This window comes from Pseudomonas sp. JC1203 (assembly GCF_056175065.1).
In genome coordinates this window covers 96,112-119,225 of sequence record NZ_JBWCAM010000002.1, presented here as the reverse complement: position 1 = coordinate 119,225, position 23,114 = coordinate 96,112, and the positions used below count along the sequence as shown (strand labels likewise).

Genomic DNA, 23,114 nt, shown 5'->3' with positions numbered 1-23,114 from the left:
GAGGTCCGTCGCACATCACCTTGGTCACCGTCCCTTGCCAATAAGGCTGCGCGCAAGGTCATGCCTAGGACGCAGACCTTGTTAGAGATGAGGCTGCGCTCCCACAATCTCAGCATCGCGTGCTCCGGTCACTTTTAACACTGAAAAAGGAGCAGACCTCAGCATTATGCATTGCTGAGGGGCGAATCCAGCAACCTCGAGCTCATCAGCGATTAGTGCAAAGAAAGCGGTGATTAGCTTTCTAATTTGTCGATCACGGAGCCCAGGCCTTCCTGATGAGGTTTGTAGCAAAGCGATATCTTCTTTTGGGGTGGGCAACGGAGACAAGTCTTGTCCTAACCGGTAGCGTTCCAGATGCAAAAGAAGATCTGATGGCACCGAAATCGGGGCAAGTCCTCGCTCAGACCGATTCGATTCGAACCACCATTCATTGTCTACTTTAACGAAAGCGGTCATTAAAGGCGTATACCAATCGCTACTCGCCAAATCTGAAACTCGAATACGTAAGTGGTACACACACATAATTATAAACAGTGCGCGCTCATGGCGAGGGTCTTTATCGGCTAGAGAGATAGCTATCCGGCTTGCCGAGTCCCATAGGTCTTGAGCCAAGGGGGGGCGCGGCGCACGAAAGGGTTTTTGAGCTTTTGAGTGCGCCTGGTTTAGTGCTGCAATCGGATTGCCAACAACGCTTCCACGCCGTAATAGATAATTATACAGTGCGCTGCATATCCGAAGTAGCTGAACGATCGAGCTTTCTGATTGTGGAGATGTGCGCCAATTGTTAAATGGCCGCCAATCATCGTTGAACACTATTCTATTTGTACTGTTCAAGAACCGCTGACGGGGAGACTTACCTACCCAGCTTTCTGGCGGGGCTTTATTAAAAGCTATGAACTCACTAATGTCCGCAACAGAGAGACTGACAATTGACTTTTTGGCTATTAACCAACTCCAGAGAGTCAAGCGCTCTGCAGACTGCCTGTACGACAAAAACGTGCTCGGCTCCTGAGCGTATTGGGCTAGAAAAGCCCGCACCAACTTGAGGTCTGTAAAAAACTGGTCGCAGGAAGGCAAGCTTTGAAGAAAGCTAAAAACTGGTTCGTATTGATGTAGAAAATCCTCTAATGGGACTTCCACAGACATGGGGTTATCAAAAAGGGGGCGAGGCTGCATTTCTGGCTCACCTGATGCAGTGATTTTCCCTACGTTATGTGGGTGCGAAATATTCGTCAAGAGCACAATTCCTTGGAGAACCTAGATAGGAGCGATTCCAGTCATTAACGCTATTGAGTGGAAAAATTATCTGCCTGATTATTTCGCACGGGAATGTCTGCATCCCTTGAGCTACTAGGGCTGCGCGATTGAGCAGTTGGAGAATAATAATTAATGAGTGGAAATCCCACAGGCAAACAAGGTGGATGCGCATGGTTAATTGGTGGAATTTCTAACTATCTGTAGGAGCGCGGGAGCCATTTTCCGCTGAACTTTAACCGAATTATCCTCATGGCGACCGACCCAAGCAGGAAAAGCTCGTGATATCAGTAGGATAGGATGGCCAGCTGATTTCCATTTAATAGATGGCGGTCACAAGACCGGAGCCTGGCAACTCGACCCACAACCCAATACAAGATTTAACATAATATACATTATGCGTAGTGTCGTATGCGATGGTCTGGGTCAGGTGTGGCGCTTTTCAAAAGCCGAATCTAGCCCAAACTCGCCCTCAGGGATAATAAACACCACCATTCGGAAACCTGCACCGACCGATCCGTTTCCACGCCAATCTCCAGCCGCTCAACACGCGGTGCTTCTAGATCGCCAACAACGCGTAGTTCGAACAGCTCAGATGAAACGTGCACGCATTCCTCAGCCGCGCGCTGGCGCGATGCGTTGGTAAACCCAAATGCCATACAACGATGCACGAACCATCGCGCCGGCTTGCTCAACGAAATATCGAGTCGATCCATTTCCCTATCCGAACGACTACGCAGCTAAAGAATCACCGAGGGATGCCGATTTATCCTTGAAATTCAAAGCATTGCAGCCTAAAAAGCGCGCTCCTACGTAAAATCTGAGCATGCCCGCAGGGGTAACGGCCGCAGATTTCACGTAGAAACGCGCTTCAACATCGAGAATTTGAACCAAGGAGCGGTCGTTTGATGTTCAACCAGGTGAAGTGGCCGGTAATGATGTTGCTTGCCGTGGCAGCTGTTGGCCCAGTACAGGCAGCGGATATGGTGGGCAGCGTGGCAGACGGCGTTGCCCAGGCCTCGCACGCGTTGACGTGCAGCTTGTTTGCCCGCGACACGGGTCCCACGGGCAAGGCGATTCAACGTACGTGTTTACGGCAGGCGCAGCAGGATTTTGCCCGGCAACCGGATCGGCGCACGCTGCAGGACTGCATCAAGCCGGGCAACCTGATTGACGATGACGTGCGCAATTGCATGAAAGGGTTGTAGGATGTAGCCACCCCTCCCTCATCGCTTTTCCGCGCCTTGAGAGTTAACTCAACTAAAGAACTATTTAGTTGAGTTATTTGTCGTGATCCGTGACGCGGCCTTCTGGCTACTGCTACCGGCATGATAAGGCCGCCTCTGCCCCTACAAATCCAGCAACAGCGTGGCGGTCTTCGCCCGCGAGCAGCACACCATCATCACGTTATTACGCGCCCGCTCGCGATCCGTCAGCAGCATGTCGCGATGGTCTGGCACGCCATCCAGCACCCGCGTTTCGCACATCCCGCACACGCCCTGCTCGCAGGACGACGGCACGTCGATGCCCACCTCGCGCAGCGCATGCATGATGGAGCGGTCGGCCGGCACATCCACTTCCAGCCCGCTGCGCGCCAGGATCACCTTCAGGTCACCGCCCTCGCCCGTCGGCGCTGGCAATGGCGCCGCGCTGAAGCGTTCCAGGTGCAGGCGCTGCCCCAGCTCCTGCGCCTGAAAGCGCTCGGTCAAGGCGTCCAGCAGCACGCCTGGGCCGCAGCTGTAGGTTTCGGCGCCGGCTGCCGCGCGCGCGGCGATGGCATCCAGGTCCAGCAGGCCGAACTCGTCGGCCGGCAGGATCTGCAGGTGCGCGCCGGCATGGGGCAGCAGGCGTTCAAGGAACGCCATCGAGGCCCGCGATCGCCCCCCGTACACCAGGTGCCACGGCACCCCTGCCCGCTCGGCTGCGAGGATCATCGGCAAAATCGGGGTGATGCCTATGCCACCGGCGACGAACTGGTAGGCCGCCGCCGGCGCCAGGGCGAAGGCGTTGCGCGGCGCGCTGATGGCCAGCGTTTGTCCCACGCGCAGCTCGTCGTGGATTTCCCGCGAGCCGCCACGCCCCTTGGCCTCGCGCAGCACGGCAATGTGCAGGTGGCGGCGGTCCAAAGGGTCGCCGCACAGCGAATACTGGCGCACGGTGCCCGACGGCAGGCGCACGTCGATGTGCGCGCCCGCCTGCCACGTGGGCAATTCGTCACCGGCCTGCGCCCGCAGTTCCAGGGCCATCACGCCCTCGGCCTCCAGGCGCATGGCGCTGATCAGCACCTCCCGGTCCTGGGCCGGGCGGTTCATGCCGCACCTTCCGGCACTGCGCGGTCGATGAACTCGCGGAACGCGCGGCGGTAGTTGAGGGTGAACAGGTCGGCGGGCACCGAGTGCTCGACGAACATGCCGTCCCAGTCGATTTCGCGCGGGAAGATGCCGGCGGCGATGGGCATGTCCTCCAGGTAGACCATCTCTTCGATGCGCAGGTTTTCTTCAAGGCTGGCGCCCTTGAAGTCGACGGCGTTGGCCACGCCCCAGAAGATTTTCACCTCGTCGTAGGCCACCGGGCATGGGAAGCCGGCGACCACGCGCTTGCCCAGGCGCTCGTAGTCGTAGGTGATGGTGGCAAGGCCGGGGGCGGCGCAGTGGTAATACATCATGCAATCGCCGTCGTTGGCCCACTCGCCGTCACCGGCGTCCAGCGGCCGCTCCATGACGATGTCGAGGCCGTCGCGGCGCACCTTCAGCGGCTCCACCACATGCTTGCTGGGGCCCATGGAGACAAAGTGCACGAAGGGGAAATGCGCCACGTCGCGGAAGTTCTCGATGGCCACGGCTACGCCGGTGGGCGAATGCAGCGGCTCGGCGGCCAGCCATTGCAGGTCCACGCCTTTCCACTGCTGGGGGTCGTAAAGGTCTTCGACCGGGTCTTCCAGCACCGTCCACACGTGGGCGAAGCGCTCGATTACGCGGTAGGTGGCGATCTTCGCCTGGGGCGGGATCTTGCACTGGTCCTCCAGCGACGGCACGTGGCTGCACTTGCCGTCGGCGGCCGCGAACTGCCAGCCGTGGTACGGGCAGGCGATGTTCTCGCCGTGCACCTGGCCCAGGGCGAAGTCGGCGCCGCGGTGCGGGCAGCGGGCGTCCTGCACCACGGCCTTGCCTGCGGCAGTGCGGTACACCACCAGGCGCTGGCCCAGCAAGGTGGCCGATTGCGGGGTGGCCAGGTCGGCGCTGCGGGCCACCGGGAACCACTGGCGGCGCATGGCGGCTTCGGCGCGTTGGCGTTGGGTGATGGTTGTAGTCATGTTCGTCTCCTCATCAGGCCTTGGTCAGATACCCACCACCAGCGCGCCACCGTTCACCGCCAGCACCTGGCCGCTGATGAACGCCGCCTCGTCACTGGCCAGGAACGCCACGGCGGCGGCAATCTCCTCGGGGTGCACCAGGCGGCCCAGCGGGATGTTGGCTTTTTCGCCTTCCACGTACTCCTCCGGCACCATGCGCGTCAGGATCGCGCCCGGGGTAATGGCGTTGACCAGAATCCCCTGCCCCACGAACTCCTTGGCCATGGTTTTCATCAGGCCCAACTGCGCGGTCTTCGAGACCATGTAGGCGTAGGAATGCCCGTCCGGCACCTGGCCCCACTGCGAGTTGATGAAAATTACCCGTGGCGCGCGGCTGTTGCGCAACGCCGGCAGCGCCGCGCGGGTCAGGTACAGCGGCGCGTGCACGTTGATGGCCAGCAGTTGGTCGAAGTTGGCGTCGTCGGTGGCTTCAAGGCCGGTGAGCGAGTACATCATCCCGGCGTTGTGCACCAGGATGTCCAACTGGCCGAAGTGCTCCACGGCCTGGGCGATCAGGCGCTCGGCGTTGGCGCGAGTGGTGATGTCGCAGGCCAGGGCGATGGCGGTGCCGCCCGCTTCATTGATCTCGGCCGCGGTGGCCTGGGCCACGTCGGCGTCGATGTCGTTGACCACCACCGCTGCGCCACGGGCGGCCAGCAGCCGTGCGTGGGCACGGCCGGCACCGCGGCCGGCGCCGGTGACCAGGGCCACGCGGCCGGTGAATTTCTGTGCTTCGGGGGCCAGGTCCAGCACGGGCTGGGGGGCGAGCCTGGCGGCTTGGCCGGATACAGTCGCTGTCATTTTATTGTTCTCCAGGTGGCCAGGGGTTCAGGCTTTGTGTGGTTCGGTGATGTAGAGCATGTTGCCGTCGGGGTCGAACATTGGCCGGTAGCGGTAGTGGGTGCCGCTGGGGTGCTGCCAGGCGATGGGCTGGTCGGTCACCCATTGCACCTTGCCGTCCAGGTAGGCGATGGCCTCGTCCAGGTTCTCCACCTCGAAGGCGAAGGAGTCGAAGCCGGGCTGGTCTTCCACGTTCACGGCAGTGCGGCGAGCCACGCGGGCCGGGTTGTCGGTGTGGAACAGGTACAGCGTCAGGTTGCCGGTCTCGATAGCGGCCCAGCGTTCCTCGGCCACGTAGGGCAGGAAGAAGCCCAGGCCCAGGGTGCCGTGGTAGAAGTCCACCAGGCGCTGCACGTCGTGGGTGAGGATGTCCATGTTGTCGATGCGTTTGAGCTTGAGCATGCGCGGTTCTCCGTTGCGTATCGGTCAGGAATGGTTGGCGTGGGCGCAGGGCCCGCCCGCCAGGGCTTGCAGGGTGCCGGCGGGCACGTCGAGCACCACCGTGACCAGGGTCTGGTACTGGTCGGCGCGGCTGCCGGGGTCGGGGTGGCAGCACACGGCACCGGTGCTGCCCAGGTGGCTGTTCATGGCGGCGATGATCTGGCCGGCCGTGAGGTCGCGGCGGTTGGCCAGGCGCCGGGTGAGCAGGTCGTGGCGCACCAGGGTGTCGGGGTACGTGGCCCACTCGGTGTCGCGAGCCTTGGCGCGGGCATCGAGGAAATGGTTGGTGTGCACCAGCAGGCCGTCGGCGCCAGGGAACACGAAGGCCGGGCCGTCGGGGTACAGCTCCACCGACACCGCGCTGCTCTCCCCGCCCTGGGCGGTGACCACGGTGAGTACGCTGGACGCCGAGAAGCGGGTGGCGGTCAGCAGCTGCAGGGCGTCGTTGAAGTCGGCGGTGCTGTCCAGCAGCCAGCGCGACGCCACGTGCACCGGCACGCCGATGCCCTGGCCATCGGTGGCGTGGTGGAGAATGTTGAAGTGCACGCCCAGGCCCTGGCGGTTGACGCCGATCTTGCCGACGATGCCGTACTCAGTGACCGTGGTGGTCATGCGCCCATCGCCATGGGGGATCTCCCACACCAGCCACTGCGGGGCGAATTGCGCGTACCAGTCCCAAGTCTGCACCGAGATGGGCATGGGCGACTGCGGGGCGAGGTGAACCACCGTCGAACACTCACCGCGCAGCACGGCACCGGCGTAGGCGAGGATCTCGGTGCGGGCGTTGATGGCGCCCAGCTCGCGAGGGTCCAGCCCTGCCCCTTCGGCCATGCCGAGGATTTCGGCGTGCAGCGGTGGCGCGAAGGCGGCGATTTTCTCCAGCGCCTGGGCGCCCAGCTCCAGCACGTCCAAGGGGCGTTGTGCCGTGCGTTCGAACAGGCCACGGTAAACCTGCACCGACGCCTTGATCTGCGCGGCATGACATTCGCCAAACTCGCGGCCGCGGCCGTGCGGGTCGCTGACGGTGGAACGGAACACGTAGGTCATCGTGCGCGCTCCAACTGAGGCGCCACCTGGGCGGCCACTTCATCCAGGCGCGCGAACCACACGTCGCCATCGCTGACCAGGCGCTCGACGAAGCGCTCCAGCTGTTCGAAGCGCGCGGCGCGGCCGATCACTTCCGGGTGCATGGTGAAGGTGGTGTGGCGGCCGTCGCGGCGCGCCGACTCGTACTCGGCCAGCCACACGTCGGTGAGGGTGCGCGGGTGGGTGAAGTTGCCGCCGTTGTCGATGCCCCAGCCGAACATGGGCCAGTCGTCAAGCGACCAGTGCACCGGCAGCTCGAGGATCTGCTGGCCGTTGCAGTGCTCGTAGTACGGGCGGTCGTCGCCCATGCAGCTGGAGTCGTACTGGAAGCCGTGCTCGACAATCATCTCGAAGGTCTCGGGGGTCAGCTCCCACGACGACGAGCGATAGCCGGCGGGCTTCGGTGCGCCAGCGCGTTGCAGCGCTTCCAGGCCGCGGTGCATTTCGTCCTGCTGTTCCTGGACGGACACCTTGTCGCTGCGCAGGTGCAGGTGGCCGTGGTGGCCCACTTCGTGGCCGGCCTTGAGCAGTTGCTCGACCAGGCCGGGGTGGCTGTCAGCGGTGTGGCCGGGTACGAAGAACGAAGCCTTGATGTGGTGCCGCGCCAGCAGGTCGAGGATGCGCGGCACGCCACGGGTCACGCCGAAGCGCCCTTCGGACAACGCGGTCAGGCGCCGGGCAAAGCTGGGGCTGTCGCCCAGCAGGCCGGCCTCGGCGTCGACGTCGAAGGTCAGGGACACAGCCACGGGGCTGCGGTTCGGCCACACGGGGCCGAATGAGTGATCAATGCTCATGGCGAAGTTCCTTGAAGAAAAAGTCCGTAGCAGCTGCCGCCAGGCGGCGTCAGCGATACACGCGGTAGGCGCGATTCAGCGTGGCGGCGGGGACGCGGCCTCACGGCCGCTGCTACCGGGTGTGCGGTCCTGCCACTGGCGCCAGCGGTACATGACCTGTGAAACCGCCAGCACCGCGATGGCGATGGCCACTTCCTTGTAGCCGCCGTAGCCGGTGATGGCGCTGCTGGTAATGCCCACCAGCAGAATCAGCCCATCGAACAGCGCCAGCGCCGCGGCAATGCCGAGCCAGCGCCGTGGCAGGCGGATCGGCCGTGGCGTGTCGGGCTGGTCCTTGCGCAGCACCACGAACCCGGCCACCGCCAACAGATGCGCCAGCACATAACCGACGTTGCCCGCGACGATCACCGCCAGCGCGTTGCCCACGAACAGCACCAGCGCCACGTTGATCAGCAGCTGCACCGTCACCGCCCGGGCGGGCACGCCGTTGCGGTTGAGCACGCCGAACTGGCGCACGGTGAGGCCGTCCCGCGAGCTCTGGTACAAAGCCCGCGCCGCGTCTGCCGTGCCCATCACCGACAGCACCAGGATGCCAGCAATAAGCACCAGGGTAATGGCCGCCGCCCCTCCCCCCAGCAAGGCCACGGCGCCCGCTTGCAGGAAACCGTTGGGCTGGTTGGCCAGGGTCTGCTCGCCCAGCAGGCCGGCCAGGCCCAGCGGCGTGAGGGTGAACACCAGCAGCAGGATCAGCGCCGACACGCGCAGGGCCTTGCGGGTGTCGCGAACAGTGTCGCGGTACTCGGGAATGAACGACGCCGCCGCCTCCACCGCGTACGCCGACCAGGCCATCACGAACAGCCACGCCAGCACCGTACGCGCGCCTTCCAGGCCAGCGGGAATGCGCCAGGTGAAGCTGGCGGTGCTCCACAGGTGCGAGGCGAAGGCGCCGCTGCCGAAGATGACTACCGGGATCATCAACAGCACCCCCGCCAGGGTGATGAGGATCATGGTGAAGCGCAGCTCGATCATGCTCAGCGCCCACGACAGCAGCGCCACGCCCAGGGCGATCAGCTTGGGCAGGTCCAGCTGCATCAGGCCCAGGTCAAGGCTGTAGGTAGCGTTGGGCCAGAACTGCTCGGTGAGGATCTGCGCCACCGCCAGCCCCCAGATGGCCGGCGCCGTGGCCCAGGCGAACCAGTAGGCGTAGGTGGCCAGCGGACCCAGCGCGGGCAAGCGCCGGCTCCACGCCTCGTTGGCGTACAGCGCGATGCCGCCAGACTTGTGGCTGAACATGGCGCCCATTTCCGAGTACACCCAGTTGTGCAGGGCAGCCACGGCGGCGATGGTGGCCCACAGCGCCACCGCGGCCCAGGCACCGATGGCGCCCATGGAATAGCCTAGGCCCACGAACAGCGCCGCGGGCAGGCTGAGGGTGATGGCCACGCCATCCCACCAGCGAATCGTCTTCTCGAAACCTTGCTGCGGCACGTGGCCGTCGGTGTTGTCGTGCATGGTGTTTCACCCTCATTCGCTATTTTTGTAACAGCTTGTGATGGGTCAATAATAATCATCTTTTCTGCGCATTAGCACGCTTTTGTTGCCTTAGAGCTGCGCATTGCGCAGCTTGTGTCGCTATTAGATACGCACAAACTTTTATGATTATAGCTGCACCAATACGGCGCGCAGGCCGCAGACGGCTTGCAACGGACAGCCGGGGACGCGATGCCCCAGGTCGGGGCACCGATGCATGTCGCAATCAGATAAATGAAATTTTGCGCAATGCGGTTAAAAAACCATGAAGTTGTGCGCAAACGTCAAATCGGGGTTACAGCTCGATCTCGGCGGCAGGAATGGTGAAGCGGATCTTGTGCACCTTCACTTCCTGCATCAGGCGTACTTCCTCCACGCCCGGCAAGGCGCGAATGCGCTGCTTCAGCGCCCACAGGCTGTCGTTGTCGCGGCACAGCACCTGCACGCAGATATCGGCGGTGCCCATGGTGGTGGACAGGTAGCTGACTTCTGTCCAGCGCCCCAGGGTGTCCACCACCCGTTCGTGGTCCTGCGGCGCAACGTTGACGAACATCAGCGCCAGCTTGGCGTCGCCCAGCTTGGCCGGGTTGGTGAACGCCAGGATCTGCAGGATGCCCTGGTCCTGCAGGCGCTTGACCCGGGTGCGCACGGTGGCTTCGGGCACCGACAGGTTGCGGGCCACTTCACGGAACGGGCGACGACCGTCTTCCTGCAACTCGCGGACAATGTCCGAGTCGAGGGCGTCGAGTTTTGACATCGGCATAATGAGGTCTCAAAGGCTGCGTACGGGGAACCGATCTGCAGGCTATCAGACTGCATGGGGCGCCGAAACGCCCCGTTCACCCTTACTGCGCCTTCAGGGTCAGCACACTGAAGGTGTCCGCGTGGAACTGCGGGTCAGGCTTGGGCACCGCAGCGCTGGCCGCCGGCTGGGTGAAGTCCATCGCCAGCAGGTAGACGCTGGCCCGGGCCGCATCGAACACCATGTTGTGCGCCCACGGCCGCGTGCCCACGCTGCCCAGCAGGCGGAAGCTGCCATCGGCGGCCTTGCCCAGCACGGTCAGGGTGGCATCGGCGCCGCTGGGAATCAGCAGCTGCTGGCGCGCGGCGTCGAACGCCAGTGCGTTGACGGCACGGCCAATAGGCAGCGTCTGCAACTGCGCGCCGCTGGCAAGGTCAGCGATCACCAGTTGCGGCTGGCCACCGCGGCAGGCAATGAACAGCCGGCCGCCCTGCTCGTCCGCCGCCAGCGCGCTGGGCTGGCGGCAACCGGGGAAGCTGAGCAAGCGCTGTTGCGCCAGCAACGGGCCGCTGAGCACGGCCACCTGGTCTTCGTCGCGCAGCGGCACGACGAAGCGGCCATCGCTGAGGCCGATGGGGCCGTCGAGCTTGCGCGCGGCAATATCGCGCTGGCCCACCAGCCGGTCGGTGGCCGGGTCCAGCAGGTACAGCGTCGAGTGGTCGCCGCGACGGCCGCTGGTGATGATCACCCGGTCACTGTGCGCGTCATACAGCAGGTTGTTGAGGTTGCCGCTGTCCACCGGCAGGCGCTGGAGCACCTTCAACTGCGCAAGGTCGAGGATGCCCAGGGTGCCGTCCATGTTGGCCACATAGGCGCGGTTGTGCCGGGGCACGAACGCCACGGCGTTGGCGCCGCCAGTATTGGCGAGCGTCGGCAGTGCTTGCTGCTTGTCGACGTCGAACGCCGTCAGGCCGTTCTCGCGCCGGGCAATCAGCAGCAGCGGCCGGGTTGGGTCCAGCGCGGCGAAGCCCCAGCTGTGGCCGCTGCCGGGCAAGGTACGCACGGCGCTGGTGCGGTACAGCAGGCCATCGTCGGCCTGGGCCTGGCTGCCCAGCAACGCCAGGGCCAGGGCCATCGTTTTCAATGCGCGCATGGCTCAGAACTCCAACGTCGAGGACAGGATGAACTGGCGCACATCGCCCATGGAGATGAAGTACTGGTTGACGCTGGAGGTGTAGTAGGTGCGGTCGAACAGATTCTTGACGTTCAGCGACAGGTTCACCTTGTGGCCATCCCAGTGCGTGTCATACGAGGCAAAGGCATCCACCGTGGTATAGGACGGCAAGTAGAAGCTGTTGGCCGAGTCCCCCGGGCGTTCGCCCACGTAGTGCGCACCGCTGCCGACCCGCAGGCGGTCACCGCCCAAGATGTTGCCGAAGTCGTACACCGCAGACAACGACGCGGTTTGACGCGCGGTGTTCCACAGGCGGTTGCCCTCGTACAGCTGGTCCTTGGTGGTGATGGCGTCGAGGTAGGCGTAGCTGCCGATCAGGCTCCAGGCATCGCTGATTTCGCCGCTCACGTCCAGCTCCACGCCACGCGAACGGGCGGCGCCGCTGGTGCGCCAATCGGTGGTGGCGGTGGCGCTGTTGTACTGCGACACCAGCACGTTCTTCTTGTCGATGTCGAACAGCGCCAGGGTACCGGTGATGCGCCCTGGTATCTCCAGCTTGGCGCCGATCTCATAGGCCTTGGCGTGCTCGGGCAGCACCGAGGAATCGATGGTCACGCCGGTGGACAGCTGGGCGATGCTGGAGGTCGGCTTCAGCGATTCGGTGTAGCTGCCGTAGAACGACAGCATGTCGTTGTACTGATACACCAGGCCGGCGCGGGGCAGGAACTTCTGGCCGTTAATGTCGGTGTTGGCCTTGAACGGGCGGCCCTTGCCGGCCAGTTGGTCATACATCTGGTAGCGGCCACCGAGCACCAGGGTCCACTGGTCGGTGAGGTGCACGGCGTCCTGCAGGAACAGCGACTGGGCGCGCAGCTTGTCGGTCTGGTCGCTGTCGCTGGCCGAAACGGTGGAAGACGGGCTGAGCTGGCCGTACACCGGGTCGTAGACGTTGAAGCCGCTGGTGGGCGTCTCGCGCAGCAGGTCGGCGCGGTAGATCTTGCGCTTCTCGTTGTCGGCGCCGAACTGCAGGTCGTTCTGGAAACCGGCCACGCCGACGCTGCCTTCCATCGAGGCAATCACGTAGCTGTCAGTGCTCACCGCGCCGTGGGTGGCGTCATTGCTGCGGGTGGCGGTGCCGTCGGCGGCGATCTTCGAGATGCGCAGCTGGTTGGCGTCGTAGGTCTCACGGTTCCAGCTGTAGCCCAGGTGGCCTTTCCAGTTGTCGTCGAACTGGTGGTCGATCAGCAATTGGGTCAGGTCCGAGCGGCCTTCCATGGTGTTGAACTTGTCGTCCAGGCGCTCGGTACGCGGGATGTCGAGGATCTTGCCGTTGCTGCCCAGCGCCGTGCCGCGGTCGAAGGGCGTCAGGTATTCGCGGTGCTCGTACGACAGCACCGCCTGGGTGTCGTCGCCGTACCAGGCCAGCGACGGTGCCACCAGCGATTCGCGGTGGGTGCCGAAGTTACGCCAGTAGTCTTCATCCTCATAGTCCACCACCAGGCGGTAGGCCAGCGGCGTGTCGCCGATGGGCCCGGTGCTGTCCAGGGTGCCGCCGCTGCCGTCACGGCCGTGGGCGTAGCCGGAAGCGCGCGCGGTGATGGCGTTGTAGGCCTGCAGCGACGGGCGCTTGCTGACCACATTGACCACGCCGCCGGGGTCCATGATGCCGTACAGCAGCGACGACGGCCCCTTGAGTACCTCGACGCTATCGGCGGCGGCGTTGTAGCCGCGGCCCTGCACCAGCGGCATGCCGTTGTGCATGATCGAGCCGTCGCGGTTGCCACCGAAACCGCGCTTCATGATGGTGTCCTGGGTAGAGGCCAGGGTGTTGCCCTGGGTGATGCCGCTGACGTTGGCCAGGGCGTCGTCGAGGTTGCGCGGCTTCTGGTCGCGCAGCACCTGGCTGGTGACCACGTTCACCACCTGCGGGGTAGTGAATGTGGGCTTGTCGCTGTGCAGGATCGAGCTTGAGGTGGGCGGCGCCGGCTGGTAGCTGGTGTTGATGTCGGTGCTGGAGTCGATTTCGGTGGCGCTCAGCTGCAGGTCGCCGCTGGCCACCAGCACGTAGGCGCCATTGGCCTGTTTCTGCGCGGTCAGGCCGGCGCCGCCGAGCAGCACGGCAAGGGCGCCGTCGACACTGTAGTCGCCTTCCAGGGTCGGCCCGGTGCGGCCATCGGTGAGCTGGGCGTTGCCGGCAAGCTCGATGCCGGCCTGCTGGGCGAAGCGCGCCAGCTGCAGGGTGAGGTTGCCCGCAGGCACGTGGAACGTCTGCACCCCCTGGGCAGCCTGGGCAGTGTTCATGCCCAGGGCGGCGACGCTGCCGAACGCCAGGGGAATGAGCATGGCCAGGGGCGAAAGGTTGAATCGACGGGTGCGCGTGTGGTTCGAAGACATGTGGCCGGTTCCGCAACGTTGGGTAGGTGAAATGGCGTGCTTTCCATGACACCGAACGAGGCCCTCGAAAAGGGAACCGCGTGTTGAAAAAAGTTTTGGCGGGCGCGCCCGTGGCTCAGGCGCGCGCTTCCAGGCTGACCCACCAGGGCAGCACGCGGCTGACCCGCACTGGCAAGGCGCTGGCCAGCGACGCCAGCGCACGGTCGGTATCACGGATAGAGAACGTACCCACCACCGGCAGCTGCTCCACCCGTGGGTCGCAGCCCAGATAGCCGTGGCGGTAGCGCGCCAGCTCCGCCACCACCTGGCCCAGCGGCGTGCCGTCGGCCACCATCACCCCGTTGACCCAGGCGCGGTGCCCGTCGTTGGCCGGCAGCAGTGGGCCCATACCTTGATGGCTGACGCGCAACTGCTGACCTTGCTGCACGCGCTGGCTGCGGCCATTGCAGGCCACCTCCACCACACCGGCATACACGTCCAGGCACAGGCCGGCGTCGGCCAGGCGCAGGTTGAACAGCCCTTCCCGCGACGTCAGCTCAGCCATTGGCGTGGCAATGCGCAGCGCTTCGCCCCGGCGCTGGCGGTCATCCAGCAGGATCTCGCCGCTGATCAACGTGAGGCCGCCGTCGCGCTGCAGGTCCACGGCACTCAGGGTGTTCAGCCACAGCTGCCCTCCCCCGGCCAGTGCCACATGGCGATGCTCGCCAGTGCGCGTGGCGTAATCGGCAAACCAACCGGTGCCGCCCGCGTCCAGCGTGCGCCAGCCCAGCCAGGACGCCAGCCCCAGGCCGCCCAGCGACAGCAGGGTGCGCCGCCGGCTGATGCCAGCGCTACCGCCTGCCCGCAGCGCTGCCAGGGCGCCATGCTTCTCCGCGCTGTCGCCAAACTGGCCGAAGCGCCCGCCCACCCGCTCCACCAGGCTCCAGGCGTGGCGGTGCTCGGGATGCTGGTCGTGCCAGTGGCGCCATTTGGCCTGGTCCTGCTCGCTGGCCCGTTCCGAGCGCAGCAACGCGTACCAGGCCGCGGCCTGCTGCAGCACCTGGTGCTGGGAATGGCTCATGGCGCCAGCCCCGCTTCCAGCAACAGGCACTGGAACATCGCCTGGGCCATGTATTTCTTCACCATGCGCTCCGACACCTGCACCCGCGCGGCAATTTCGCGGTAGCCCAGGCCATACAGCTGCGCCAGCAGGAACGCCTCGCGCGCCTTGCCCGGCAGGCGCCGCAGCATGGCGTCGATCTCCTCCAGGGCCTCCAGCACCAGCGCGCGGTATTCCAGCGACGGCTCGACAAACTCCGGCTGCGCGGCCAGCGCCTCAAGCCAGGCACGCTCGATGCGCTGGCGCCGCCATTGGTCGATGCACAAGCCCCGCGCCACGGTGCACAGGAACGCCCGCGCATCGCCGCTGCCAGCGAACTGGCGCGGCTTGAGCAGCAGGCGCACGAAGGTGTCGTGGGTCAGGTCGGCCACGTCCGCGGCATTGAAGGAATGGCCAAAACGCCGGCTCAGCCAGTGCTGCAGCCACCCACCATGATCGACATAGAGGTTGCCGACGTCGTCAGCAGACGGGGCGCAGGGGCTTGGCGTGGACAAGGAAGGATCAACCAGGGGCGCGAATGAAGGTGCGGATAATAACCACTCTCATAAAGGCTGTCGACGGCTGCCTGCCCCCACTGCTGAATAGCCTTCACAAGGGTACGCGGCGCTGGCTATCTAATCGTCATCGGCCTGTCGCCCTATAGTGTCGGCATAACGTTCAGGAGGCACTCATGACAGAAGTAACCGTGGTAATCGGCGCCGGCTCCATCGGCCAGGCCATCGCCCGCCGCGTCAGCGCCGGCAAGCACGTGCTGTTGGCGGACCTGCGCCAGGCCAACGCCGACGCGGCGGCCAAGGTGCTGGCCGACGCCGGGTTTGCGGTCAGCACGACGGTGGTCGACGTGGCCTCCCGGGCCTCGGTGCAAGCCCTGGTAGCCACCGCCGCGGCGCTCGGCGATATCACCGGGGTGGTGCATGCCGCTGGCGTCTCCCCTTCCCAGGCGCCGCCCGCCACTATCCTGGCCGTGGACCTGTATGGCACCGCGCTGGTGCTGGAGCTGTTCGGCGAGGTGATCGCCAAAGGCGGCAGCGCCGTCGTCATCGCCTCGCAGTCGGGCCACCGCCTGCCCGCGTTGTCGCAGGAACAGAACCGAGCGCTGGCCCTGACCCCGACGGACGAACTGCTGGCGTTGCCCATGCTGCAGCCCGACCAGGTCACCGACCCGCTCAACGCCTACCAGCTGTCCAAGCGCGGCAACTCGCTGCGGGTGGCGGCCCAGGCCCTGCGCTGGGGCAAGCGCGGTGCGCGGGTGAATACCATCAGCCCGGGCATCATCTTCACCCCACTGGCCCGGGACGAGCTCGACGGCCCGCGCGGCGCCGGCTACCGTGCCATGATCGCCGCCAGCCCGGCGCAGCGCGGTGGGACGCCCGACGAGGTGGGCGCGGCCGCGGCCTTGTTGATGGGCCCTGAAGGCACCTTCATCACCGGCAGCGACCTGCTCATGGACGGCGGGGTAACGGCGCACTATTGGTACGGCGACGCCGCCCGTTAAGGCAGCCCCTGCCCTTGGGTGCGCACCCAGTCGCGCAGCGCCTCGGCAAACAACCGCAACGCCAGGGGCGGATGGCGGTTGGCCGGGTAGTAAAGGCAGGCGCCGGGGTAATGCGGGCCCCAGTCGGGCAGCAGGTGCACCAGCCGCCCGTGCCGCAGGTGCTCCTCGACCTGCTGGTGCGGCAGCCAGGCGATGCCGATGCCCGCCAGCGCCGCCTCGGTCATCAGGTTGAGGTTGTCCATGGTCATGGGCCCGTCCACATCGAGGCTGGCGCCGCGGCCAAGGTGGTCCAGGTCCCAGCGCAGCAGCGCGCCGCTGGCGAAGCGAAAGCGAATGCAGCGGTGGGCCTTGAGGTCTTCGGGCGCCAGGGGCGCCGGGTGCCGGGCCAGGTAGTCGGGCGAGGCCACGGCAGCAAAGCGTACATCCGGGCCGAAGCGCACGGCGATCATGTCCTTGGGCACATCGTCGAACAGGCGGATGCCGGCGTCGAAGCCCTCGGCGACGATGTCCACCAGGCGGCTGTCGGCGACGCACTCGATATGGATGTTGGGATGCGCCTGCAGGAACTGCGGCATCACATGCCGCACCAATAACGTGAAGGACGATTCCGAGGCGCTGAGGCGGATGGAGCCGGAGGGCGTGTTGCGTGCCGAGGTCACCTCGTTGACCGCGCCCTCCAGGTCGTCCAGCAGCGGCTGCACGCGCTGGAACAGCTGCTCGCCGGCTTCGGTCAGGGCCACCGAGCGCGTGGTGCGGTTGAACAGCCGCAGCTCCAGTCGGGCCTCCAGCCCACGCATGGCATGGCTCAGCGCCGACGCGGAGACGCCCAGCGTACGCGCCGCACCGCTGAAGCTGCGTTGCTGGGCAATGGCCACGAATGCCGTCAACTCCGGGAGCCCTGTTCGAATCATCAGCGACTGCGCCCACACCGTCCAATTGACCTGCAGTGTATCCGTCGCGCCGCTGATTGCGAAGGCGGCCATTGATGAGCACAGCTCACATCTTCATTCACGATATCGGCATTATTCAACTCAATACCCGCTGGTAACATGCGCCTCGACTGACAACGCACCGCCCTCCCTGACATTGCGCGCCGCAACGGCGCCCGCTTGCCCCAACCACAACGACACACGCTTTTTTCCTTTTTTTGGTCCTGCCCAACTTTTTATTGCTCCTGACAGCACTGCCTGCTGTCCGGGCCCGTTTCGAGGTTTACATGCAACTCAAACCAATAGCCCCCGCACTCGCCTCGGCGATTGCCATCGCCACGCTGCTCAGTGGGTGCAACAAGGAACAGCCGGCTCCCGCCAAGGCCCAGGTGCCGGAGGTCGGGGTGGTGACGCTGCAGCCTGGCACCGTCAACCTGTCCCAGGACCTGCCGGGGCGCACCAGCGCCTACCGGGTGGCCGAAGTGCGCCCGCAGGTCGATGGCATCGTGCTCAAGCGCCTGTTCCAGGAAGGCAGCGACATCAAGGCAGGCCAGCAGCTGTACCAGATCGACCCGGCCACCTACGAGGCCACGCTGGCCAACGTGCAGGCCAGCCTTGAGCAGTACCGCGCGCTGGCCACCCGCTACCGGCAGCTGATCGACGAGCAGGCCGTCAGCAAGCAGGACTACGACAACGCCCGCGCCCAGCAGCTGCAGGCCGAGGCGCAGGTGCGCAGCGCCCAGATCAACCTGCGCTACACCAAGGTGCTGGCGCCCATCAGCGGGCGCATCGGGCGTTCCGAGGTCACCGAGGGCGCGCTGGTGGCCAATGGGCAAACCACTGCCCTGGCCACGATCCAGCAATTGGACCCCATCTACGTCGACGTCACCCAGTCCTCGGCCGACATGCTCAAGCTGCGCCGGGCGCTGGACGCAGGCCAGTTGCAGACCCAGGGCGGCACCAAGGCCAAGGTCAGCCTGACCCTGGAAGACGGCCGGCTTTACCCGCAGCAAGGCACCCTGGAATTCTCCGAAGTGTCGGTAGACCCCAGCACCGGCTCGGTGACCCTGCGCGCGGTATTCCCCAACCCCGACCGCCTGTTGCTGCCGGGCATGTTCGTGCACGCGCAGATCCCTACCGGTACCGCCCAGCACGCCATCCTGGCGCCGCAGTTGGGCATCACCCGCGACCTCAAGGGCCATTCCACCGCGCTGGTGGTGACCCCCGACAACAAGGTCGAGCTGCGCGAGCTGACGGCCAACCGCACCATCGGCACCCAGTTGCTGGTGGAAAGCGGCCTTACGGCCGGCGACAAGGTCATCGTCGAGGGCCTGCAGTTCGTCAAGCCGGGCGCCGACGTCATCCCCCACGAGGTCAAGGAAACCCTCGTGAGCGACGCCACCACCCCTGGCTCGAAACCGGAGTAATTCATGTCCAAGTTCTTTATTGACCGGCCCATTTTTGCCTGGGTCCTGGCGCTGGTGATCATGCTGGTGGGTGGCCTGGCCATCCTCAAGCTGCCGATCAACCAATACCCCAACATCGCCCCGCCGGCCATCGCCATCCAGGTCAGCTACCCCGGTGCCTCGGCGCAGACCGTGCAGGACACCGTGGTGCAGGTCATCGAGCAGCAGATGAACGGCATCGACCACCTGCGCTATATCTCCTCGGCCAGCAACGCCGACGGCAGCATGCAGATCATCGTCACCTTCGACCAGGGCACCAGCCCCGATATCGCCCAGGTGCAGGTGCAGAACAAGCTGAGCCTGGCCACCCCGCTGTTGCCGCAAGAGGTGCAACAGCAAGGCCTGCGCGTGACCAAGTACCAGCAGAACTTCATGATGTTCGTGGGCCTGGTGTCCACCGACGGCAAGTCGAGCAAGGAAGACCTGGCCAACTACATCGTCTCCAACATGCAGGACCCGATCTCGCGCACTCCCGGCGTGGGCGACTTCCAGGTGTGGGGCACCCAGTACGCCATGCGCGTGTGGATCGACCCGGCCAAGCTCAACCAGTACCAGCTGACCCCGGTGGACGTGACCGAGGCCATCCAGGCGCAGAACGTGCAGATTTCCTCCGGCATGATCGGCGGCCTGCCGGCGGTTAAAGGCACGGTGTTCGACGCCACTATCATTGGCAAGACCCGCCTGCAGACTTCCGAGCAGTTCGCCCAGATCCTGCTCAAGGTAAACCCCGACGGTTCCCAGGTGCGCCTCAAGGACGTCGCCACCCTGGGCCTGGGCGGTGAAAACTACAGCGTCAACGCCCAGTCCAACGGCGCCCCGGCCTCCGGTATCGCCATCCGCCTGGCCACCGGCGCCAACGCCCTGGACACCGCCAAGGCCATCCGCGCCACCGTGGACAAACTCAAGCCGTTCTTCCCGCCAGGCGTGAAGGCGATCTACCCGTATGACACCACCCCGGTGGTCACCGAGTCGCTCAAGGGCGTGGCCCACACCCTGGGCGAAGCCATCGTGCTGGTGTTCCTGGTGATGCTGCTGTTCCTGCAAAACCTGCGGGCCACGATTATCACCACACTGACCGTACCGGTTGTGCTGCTCGGCACCTTTGGCATCCTCGCCGCCACCGGTTTCACCATCAACACCCTGACCATGTTCGGCATGATCCTGGCCATCGGCCTGCTGGTGGACGACGCCATCGTGGTGGTGGAAAACGTCGAGCGGGTGATGGCCGAAGAGCACCTGTCGCCCAAGGAGGCGACGCGCAAATCCATGCAGCAGATCCAGGGTGCACTGGTGGGCATCGCCCTGGTGCTGTCGGCGGTATTGCTGCCCATGGCCTTCTTCGGTGGCTCCACCGGTGTAATCTACCGCCAGTTCTCCATCACCATTGTCTCGGCCATGGCCTTGTCGGTGTTCGTGGCGCTGGTGTTCACCCCGGCGCTGTGCGCCACCTTCCTCAAGCCCATTGACGAGCACGCTCACGGCCAGCCCAAGCGCGGGTTCTTCGGCTGGTTCAACCGCCAGTTCGATGCGGCCACCGCCAGCTACGAACGCAGTGTGGGGCGTGTGATCCGCCACAAGCTGCCTGCGTTCATGGCCTACGCGCTGCTGGTGGTCGGCATGATGTGGATGTTCACCCGCATCCCCACCTCGTTCCTGCCCGAGGAAGACCAGGGCGTGATCTTCACCCAGGTGCAGACCCCGCCCAACACCTCCGCCGAGCAGACCCAGAAGGTGCTCGACCGCATGTCCAGCTACCTGCTGGACAAGGAGCACGGTGAAGGCAATGCCGTCAGTTCGGTATTCACCGTCAACGGCTTCAACTTTGCCGGCCGTGGCCAGAACTCCGGTATCGCCTTCGTGCTGCTCAAGCCGTGGGATGAACGCAACGCCGACAACTCGGTGTTCAAGATTGCCGCCCGCGCGCAGCAGGAGTTCTTCAAGTACCGTGATGCGCTGGTGTATGCCGTGGTGCCGCCGTCGGTACTGGAACTGGGCAACGCCACCGGCTTCGACTTCTACCTGCAGGACGAGGCCGGCGTCGGCCACGCCAAGCTGATGGAAGCACGCAATAAATTCCTGGAGCTGGCCGCCAAGAGCCCGATCCTCGCCGGCGTGCGCCCCAACGGCCTGCCCGACGAGCCGCAGTACCACCTGACCATCGACGACGAGCGCGCGCGCGCCCTGGGCCTGTCGCTGACGGACATCAACACCACCTTGTCGGTGGCCTACGGCAGCAGCTACGTCAATGACTTCATCGACCGAGGCCGGGTGAAGAAGGTGTACGTGCAGGGCCAGCCCGATTCGCGCATGCACGCCGAGGACCTGGACAAGTGGTTCGTGCGCAACAGCAGCGGGCAGATGGTGCCGTTCTCGGCCTTCGCCAGCGGCCAGTGGGTCTATGGTTCGCCCAAGCTTGAGCGCTACAACGGCGTGTCCTCTACCGAAATTCTCGGTGCCCCGGCCCCTGGCCACAGCTCCGGTGAAGCCATGGCCGAAGTCGAGCGCATTGCCGGGGAGCTGCCGTCGGGCGTGGACATCTCGTTCACTGGCCTGTCCTACGAGGAGCGCCTGTCCGGCTCCCAGGCGCCCGCCCTGTACGCCATCTCGATCCTGGTGGTGTTCCTGTGCCTGGCGGCGCTATATGAAAGCTGGTCTATCCCTATCGCGGTCATCCTCGTGGTGCCGCTGGGCGTGATCGGTGCGCTGGTGGCCACCAGCCTGCGCGGCCTGTCCAACGACGTGTTCTTCCAGGTGGGCCTGTTGGTCACCGTGGGCCTGGCGGCGAAGAACGCCATCCTCATCGTCGAGTTTGCCAAGGAGTTGCACGAGCAAGGCCTGAGCCTGTTCGAGGCGGCCACGCAAGCCTGTCGCATGCGCTTGCGACCCATCGTCATGACGTCGCTGGCGTTCATCCTCGGCGTGGTGCCCTTGACCATTTCCACCGGCGCCGGCTCAGGCAGCCAGCACGCCATTGGCACCGGTGTGATTGGCGGCATGATCACCGCTACCGTGCTGGCGGTGTTCTGGGTACCGCTGTTCTTCGTCAGCGTATCGACGCTGTTCAAGGGCGCGCGCAAGAACAAGCCCGCCGCCTCTATCAAGAATGAGACTGCCTGATGAGAAAGACCTTGATTGCCCTGGCGGTAGCCGTGACCGTGCTCGACGGCTGCTCGCTGATCCCCGCGTACCAGCGCCCGGCGGCGCCGGTGCCGACGCAGTACCCGCAGGGGGCCGCCACTGCGGCGGCCACCCCGCAGGGCTGGCGCAGTTTCTTCCATGACCCGGCGTTGCGCCTGCTGGTGCAACGCGCCCTGGACAACAACCGCGACCTGAAAGTGGCGGTCCTCAACGTCGAGGCCTACCGCGCGCAGTACCGCATCCAGCGCGCCGACCTGCTGCCGGCGGTCAGCGCCAACGCCACGGCGACCCGCGCGCGCACCCCGGCCGACCTGTCACAAAGCGGCGCGACCAGCGTCGCCGGCCAGTACGGGGTGAACCTGGGCGTCAGCGCCTACGAGCTGGACCTGTTCGGCCGCGTGCGCAGCTTGAGTGACGCGGCGCTGCAGAACTATTTCGCCCAGGATCAGGCCCGCCGCGCCGCGCAGATCAGCCTGGTGGCCAGCGTGGCCAATGCCTACCTCACCTGGCAGGCCGACCGCGAGCTGCTGGGGCTCACCCAGGACACGCTGGCGGCCTACGAGCAAAGCCTGCACCTGACGCGGCGTAGCAGCGACACCGGCGTGGCCTCGGCGCTGGACGTGGCCCAGGCGCGCACCGCGGTGGAAAGCGCCCGGGCCAGCCTGGCGAGCTACCAGCGCCAGGTGGCCGAGGATGAGAACGCGCTGGTGTTGCTACTGGGCGCGCAGCTGCCGGCCGACCTGCCGGCGCCGCAGCCGCTGAGCGCCACCCTGCTGGAAGAGGTGCCCGAGGGGCTGCCGTCGGACCTGCTGGCCCGCCGCCCCGATGTGCTGCAGGCCGAATACGCGCTCAAGGCCGCGAACGCCGACATCGGCGCAGCGCGGGCGGCGTTCTTCCCCAGCATCAGCCTGACCGCCAGCGCCGGCACCGCCAGTGCCAGCCTGGGCGGGCTGTTCAAGGGCGGCGCCGGGGCCTGGACGTTCGCGCCCGCCATCAACCTGCCGATCTTCAACGGCGGCGCGTTGAAGGCAAGCCTGGACTACGCGAAGCTGCAGAAGGACATTGGCGTCGCCAGCTATGAAAAGGCCATCCAGACTGCGTTCCGCGAGGTGGCCGACGGGCTGGCCGCGCGCCAGGCCTACCAGCAACAGCTGCAGGCGCAGCAGGACCTGGTGGCCGCCAGCCAGGACTACTATCGCCTGGCGGACCGGCGCTATCGCATTGGCATCGACAACCACCTCACCCTGCTTGATGCCCAGCGTTCGCTGTTCAGCAACCAGCAGGCGTTGATCAGCGACCGGCTGGCGCAGTTGCAGGCCCAGGTCAACCTGTACCGCGCCCTGGGTGGCGGCATGGGCTAAAACCTGAACTCCCCGGCGG

Annotated in this window: 20 protein-coding genes; 5 read left to right on the top strand and 15 right to left on the bottom strand. The window is 65.2% G+C overall.

Translation table 11 applies throughout. The features are described 5' to 3' along the window. Positions 1 to 81 precede the first annotated feature (81 nt). Both AC0SZ7_RS03760 and AC0SZ7_RS03755 read right to left on the bottom strand, forming a co-directional pair. Positions 82 to 1,236 (bottom strand): hypothetical protein, encoded by a 1,155-nt coding sequence (locus tag AC0SZ7_RS03760; RefSeq protein WP_475503087.1) that lies wholly within the window; start codon positions 1,234 to 1,236, stop codon positions 82 to 84. Positions 1,237 to 1,709: 473 nt separating this feature from the next. After that, positions 1,710 to 1,970: a hypothetical protein gene (locus AC0SZ7_RS03755; protein ID WP_475503086.1), complete on the bottom strand. Its 261-nt coding sequence runs from the start codon at positions 1,968 to 1,970 to the stop codon at positions 1,710 to 1,712. Positions 1,971 to 2,162: 192 nt separating this feature from the next. Between AC0SZ7_RS03755 and AC0SZ7_RS03750 the strand changes: the two genes are divergently transcribed. Next, positions 2,163 to 2,462: a hypothetical protein gene (locus tag AC0SZ7_RS03750; protein ID WP_475503085.1), complete on the top strand. Its 300-nt coding sequence runs from the start codon at positions 2,163 to 2,165 to the stop codon at positions 2,460 to 2,462. A 141-nt stretch (positions 2,463 to 2,603) separates the two neighbouring features. Here the strand turns inward: AC0SZ7_RS03750 and AC0SZ7_RS03745 are convergent, their stop codons facing one another. The 12 genes from AC0SZ7_RS03745 to AC0SZ7_RS03690 all read right to left on the bottom strand — a co-directional run bounded on the left by AC0SZ7_RS03745 (position 2,604) and on the right by AC0SZ7_RS03690 (position 15,200). Beyond that, positions 2,604 to 3,566, bottom strand: coding sequence for a PDR/VanB family oxidoreductase (locus AC0SZ7_RS03745; protein WP_475503084.1), 963 nt, complete (start codon positions 3,564 to 3,566; stop codon positions 2,604 to 2,606). Then, a complete protein-coding gene (locus AC0SZ7_RS03740) occupies positions 3,563 to 4,567 on the bottom strand; it encodes a Rieske 2Fe-2S domain-containing protein (protein ID WP_475503083.1) in 1,005 nt (334 codons plus the stop codon). The genes AC0SZ7_RS03745 and AC0SZ7_RS03740 overlap by 4 nt, the downstream gene beginning before the upstream one ends. A gap of 24 nt (positions 4,568 to 4,591) precedes the next feature. After that, on the bottom strand, positions 4,592 to 5,407 hold the full coding sequence (locus AC0SZ7_RS03735) for an SDR family NAD(P)-dependent oxidoreductase (RefSeq protein WP_475503082.1): 816 nt from the start codon (positions 5,405 to 5,407) through the stop codon (positions 4,592 to 4,594). A 27-nt stretch (positions 5,408 to 5,434) separates the two neighbouring features. After that, entirely contained in the window at positions 5,435 to 5,848 is a 414-nt protein-coding gene (locus AC0SZ7_RS03730) for a VOC family protein (RefSeq protein ID WP_416424303.1), read from the bottom strand. A 24-nt stretch (positions 5,849 to 5,872) separates the two neighbouring features. Continuing rightward, entirely contained in the window at positions 5,873 to 6,934 is a 1,062-nt protein-coding gene (locus tag AC0SZ7_RS03725) for a C45 family autoproteolytic acyltransferase/hydolase (protein WP_475503081.1), read from the bottom strand. Further along, positions 6,931 to 7,767, bottom strand: a complete 837-nt coding sequence (locus AC0SZ7_RS03720) for a polysaccharide deacetylase family protein (RefSeq protein ID WP_475503080.1) — start codon at positions 7,765 to 7,767, stop codon at positions 6,931 to 6,933. The genes AC0SZ7_RS03725 and AC0SZ7_RS03720 overlap by 4 nt, the downstream gene beginning before the upstream one ends. Before the next feature lie 75 nt (positions 7,768 to 7,842). Next, positions 7,843 to 9,279: an APC family permease gene (locus tag AC0SZ7_RS03715; RefSeq protein ID WP_475503079.1), complete on the bottom strand. Its 1,437-nt coding sequence runs from the start codon at positions 9,277 to 9,279 to the stop codon at positions 7,843 to 7,845. Between the two features lie 313 nt (positions 9,280 to 9,592). Beyond that, positions 9,593 to 10,060: an Lrp/AsnC family transcriptional regulator gene (locus AC0SZ7_RS03710; RefSeq protein WP_475503078.1), complete on the bottom strand. Its 468-nt coding sequence runs from the start codon at positions 10,058 to 10,060 to the stop codon at positions 9,593 to 9,595. Positions 10,061 to 10,142: 82 nt separating this feature from the next. Continuing rightward, entirely contained in the window at positions 10,143 to 11,192 is a 1,050-nt protein-coding gene (locus tag AC0SZ7_RS03705; RefSeq protein WP_475503077.1) for a YncE family protein, read from the bottom strand. A gap of 3 nt (positions 11,193 to 11,195) precedes the next feature. Next, positions 11,196 to 13,607 (bottom strand): TonB-dependent siderophore receptor, encoded by a 2,412-nt coding sequence (locus AC0SZ7_RS03700; protein ID WP_475503076.1) that lies wholly within the window; start codon positions 13,605 to 13,607, stop codon positions 11,196 to 11,198. 115 nt (positions 13,608 to 13,722) lie between these two features. Continuing rightward, positions 13,723 to 14,667: a DUF4880 domain-containing protein gene (locus AC0SZ7_RS03695; RefSeq protein ID WP_475503075.1), complete on the bottom strand. Its 945-nt coding sequence runs from the start codon at positions 14,665 to 14,667 to the stop codon at positions 13,723 to 13,725. Beyond that, positions 14,664 to 15,200, bottom strand: coding sequence for a sigma-70 family RNA polymerase sigma factor (locus AC0SZ7_RS03690; RefSeq protein ID WP_475503074.1), 537 nt, complete (start codon positions 15,198 to 15,200; stop codon positions 14,664 to 14,666). The genes AC0SZ7_RS03695 and AC0SZ7_RS03690 overlap by 4 nt, the downstream gene beginning before the upstream one ends. A gap of 176 nt (positions 15,201 to 15,376) precedes the next feature. Here AC0SZ7_RS03690 and AC0SZ7_RS03685 point away from each other — a divergent pair, with 176 nt between their 5' ends. Continuing rightward, on the top strand, positions 15,377 to 16,201 hold the full coding sequence (locus tag AC0SZ7_RS03685; RefSeq protein ID WP_475503073.1) for an SDR family oxidoreductase: 825 nt from the start codon (positions 15,377 to 15,379) through the stop codon (positions 16,199 to 16,201). On the opposite strand, the gene AC0SZ7_RS03680 is transcribed toward AC0SZ7_RS03685, so the two are convergent. Then, a complete protein-coding gene (locus tag AC0SZ7_RS03680; protein ID WP_475503382.1) occupies positions 16,198 to 17,112 on the bottom strand; it encodes a LysR family transcriptional regulator in 915 nt (304 codons plus the stop codon). The genes AC0SZ7_RS03685 and AC0SZ7_RS03680 overlap by 4 nt on opposite strands. 305 nt (positions 17,113 to 17,417) lie before the next feature. Here AC0SZ7_RS03680 and AC0SZ7_RS03675 point away from each other — a divergent pair, with 305 nt between their 5' ends. The 3 genes from AC0SZ7_RS03675 to adeC are packed head-to-tail and all read left to right on the top strand — an operon-like array spanning position 17,418 to position 23,095. Continuing rightward, positions 17,418 to 18,557, top strand: coding sequence for an efflux RND transporter periplasmic adaptor subunit (locus tag AC0SZ7_RS03675; RefSeq protein ID WP_475503072.1), 1,140 nt, complete (start codon positions 17,418 to 17,420; stop codon positions 18,555 to 18,557). A 3-nt stretch (positions 18,558 to 18,560) separates the two neighbouring features. Next, positions 18,561 to 21,713: an efflux RND transporter permease subunit gene (locus tag AC0SZ7_RS03670; RefSeq protein ID WP_475503071.1), complete on the top strand. Its 3,153-nt coding sequence runs from the start codon at positions 18,561 to 18,563 to the stop codon at positions 21,711 to 21,713. After that, a complete protein-coding gene (gene adeC / locus AC0SZ7_RS03665) occupies positions 21,713 to 23,095 on the top strand; it encodes an AdeC/AdeK/OprM family multidrug efflux complex outer membrane factor (RefSeq protein ID WP_475503070.1) in 1,383 nt (460 codons plus the stop codon). The genes AC0SZ7_RS03670 and adeC overlap by 1 nt, the downstream gene beginning before the upstream one ends. Positions 23,096 to 23,114 lie beyond the last annotated feature (19 nt).

Coding starts and splice junctions, on each gene's coding strand:
- AC0SZ7_RS03755 (WP_475503086.1), bottom strand. CDS start 1,970: ATGGATCGACTCGATATTTCGTTGAGCAAGCCGGCGCGATGGTTCGTG.
- AC0SZ7_RS03750 (WP_475503085.1), top strand. CDS start 2,163: ATGTTCAACCAGGTGAAGTGGCCGGTAATGATGTTGCTTGCCGTGGCA.
- AC0SZ7_RS03745 (WP_475503084.1), bottom strand. CDS start 3,566: ATGAACCGCCCGGCCCAGGACCGGGAGGTGCTGATCAGCGCCATGCGC.
- AC0SZ7_RS03740 (WP_475503083.1), bottom strand. CDS start 4,567: ATGACTACAACCATCACCCAACGCCAACGCGCCGAAGCCGCCATGCGC.
- AC0SZ7_RS03735 (WP_475503082.1), bottom strand. CDS start 5,407: ATGACAGCGACTGTATCCGGCCAAGCCGCCAGGCTCGCCCCCCAGCCC.
- AC0SZ7_RS03730 (WP_416424303.1), bottom strand. CDS start 5,848: ATGCTCAAGCTCAAACGCATCGACAACATGGACATCCTCACCCACGAC.
- AC0SZ7_RS03725 (WP_475503081.1), bottom strand. CDS start 6,934: ATGACCTACGTGTTCCGTTCCACCGTCAGCGACCCGCACGGCCGCGGC.
- AC0SZ7_RS03720 (WP_475503080.1), bottom strand. CDS start 7,767: ATGAGCATTGATCACTCATTCGGCCCCGTGTGGCCGAACCGCAGCCCC.
- AC0SZ7_RS03715 (WP_475503079.1), bottom strand. CDS start 9,279: ATGCACGACAACACCGACGGCCACGTGCCGCAGCAAGGTTTCGAGAAG.
- AC0SZ7_RS03710 (WP_475503078.1), bottom strand. CDS start 10,060: ATGCCGATGTCAAAACTCGACGCCCTCGACTCGGACATTGTCCGCGAG.
- AC0SZ7_RS03705 (WP_475503077.1), bottom strand. CDS start 11,192: ATGCGCGCATTGAAAACGATGGCCCTGGCCCTGGCGTTGCTGGGCAGC.
- AC0SZ7_RS03700 (WP_475503076.1), bottom strand. CDS start 13,607: ATGTCTTCGAACCACACGCGCACCCGTCGATTCAACCTTTCGCCCCTG.
- AC0SZ7_RS03695 (WP_475503075.1), bottom strand. CDS start 14,667: ATGAGCCATTCCCAGCACCAGGTGCTGCAGCAGGCCGCGGCCTGGTAC.
- AC0SZ7_RS03685 (WP_475503073.1), top strand. CDS start 15,377: ATGACAGAAGTAACCGTGGTAATCGGCGCCGGCTCCATCGGCCAGGCC.
- AC0SZ7_RS03680 (WP_475503382.1), bottom strand. CDS start 17,112: ATGATTCGAACAGGGCTCCCGGAGTTGACGGCATTCGTGGCCATTGCC.
- AC0SZ7_RS03675 (WP_475503072.1), top strand. CDS start 17,418: ATGCAACTCAAACCAATAGCCCCCGCACTCGCCTCGGCGATTGCCATC.
- AC0SZ7_RS03670 (WP_475503071.1), top strand. CDS start 18,561: ATGTCCAAGTTCTTTATTGACCGGCCCATTTTTGCCTGGGTCCTGGCG.
- adeC (WP_475503070.1), top strand. CDS start 21,713: ATGAGAAAGACCTTGATTGCCCTGGCGGTAGCCGTGACCGTGCTCGAC.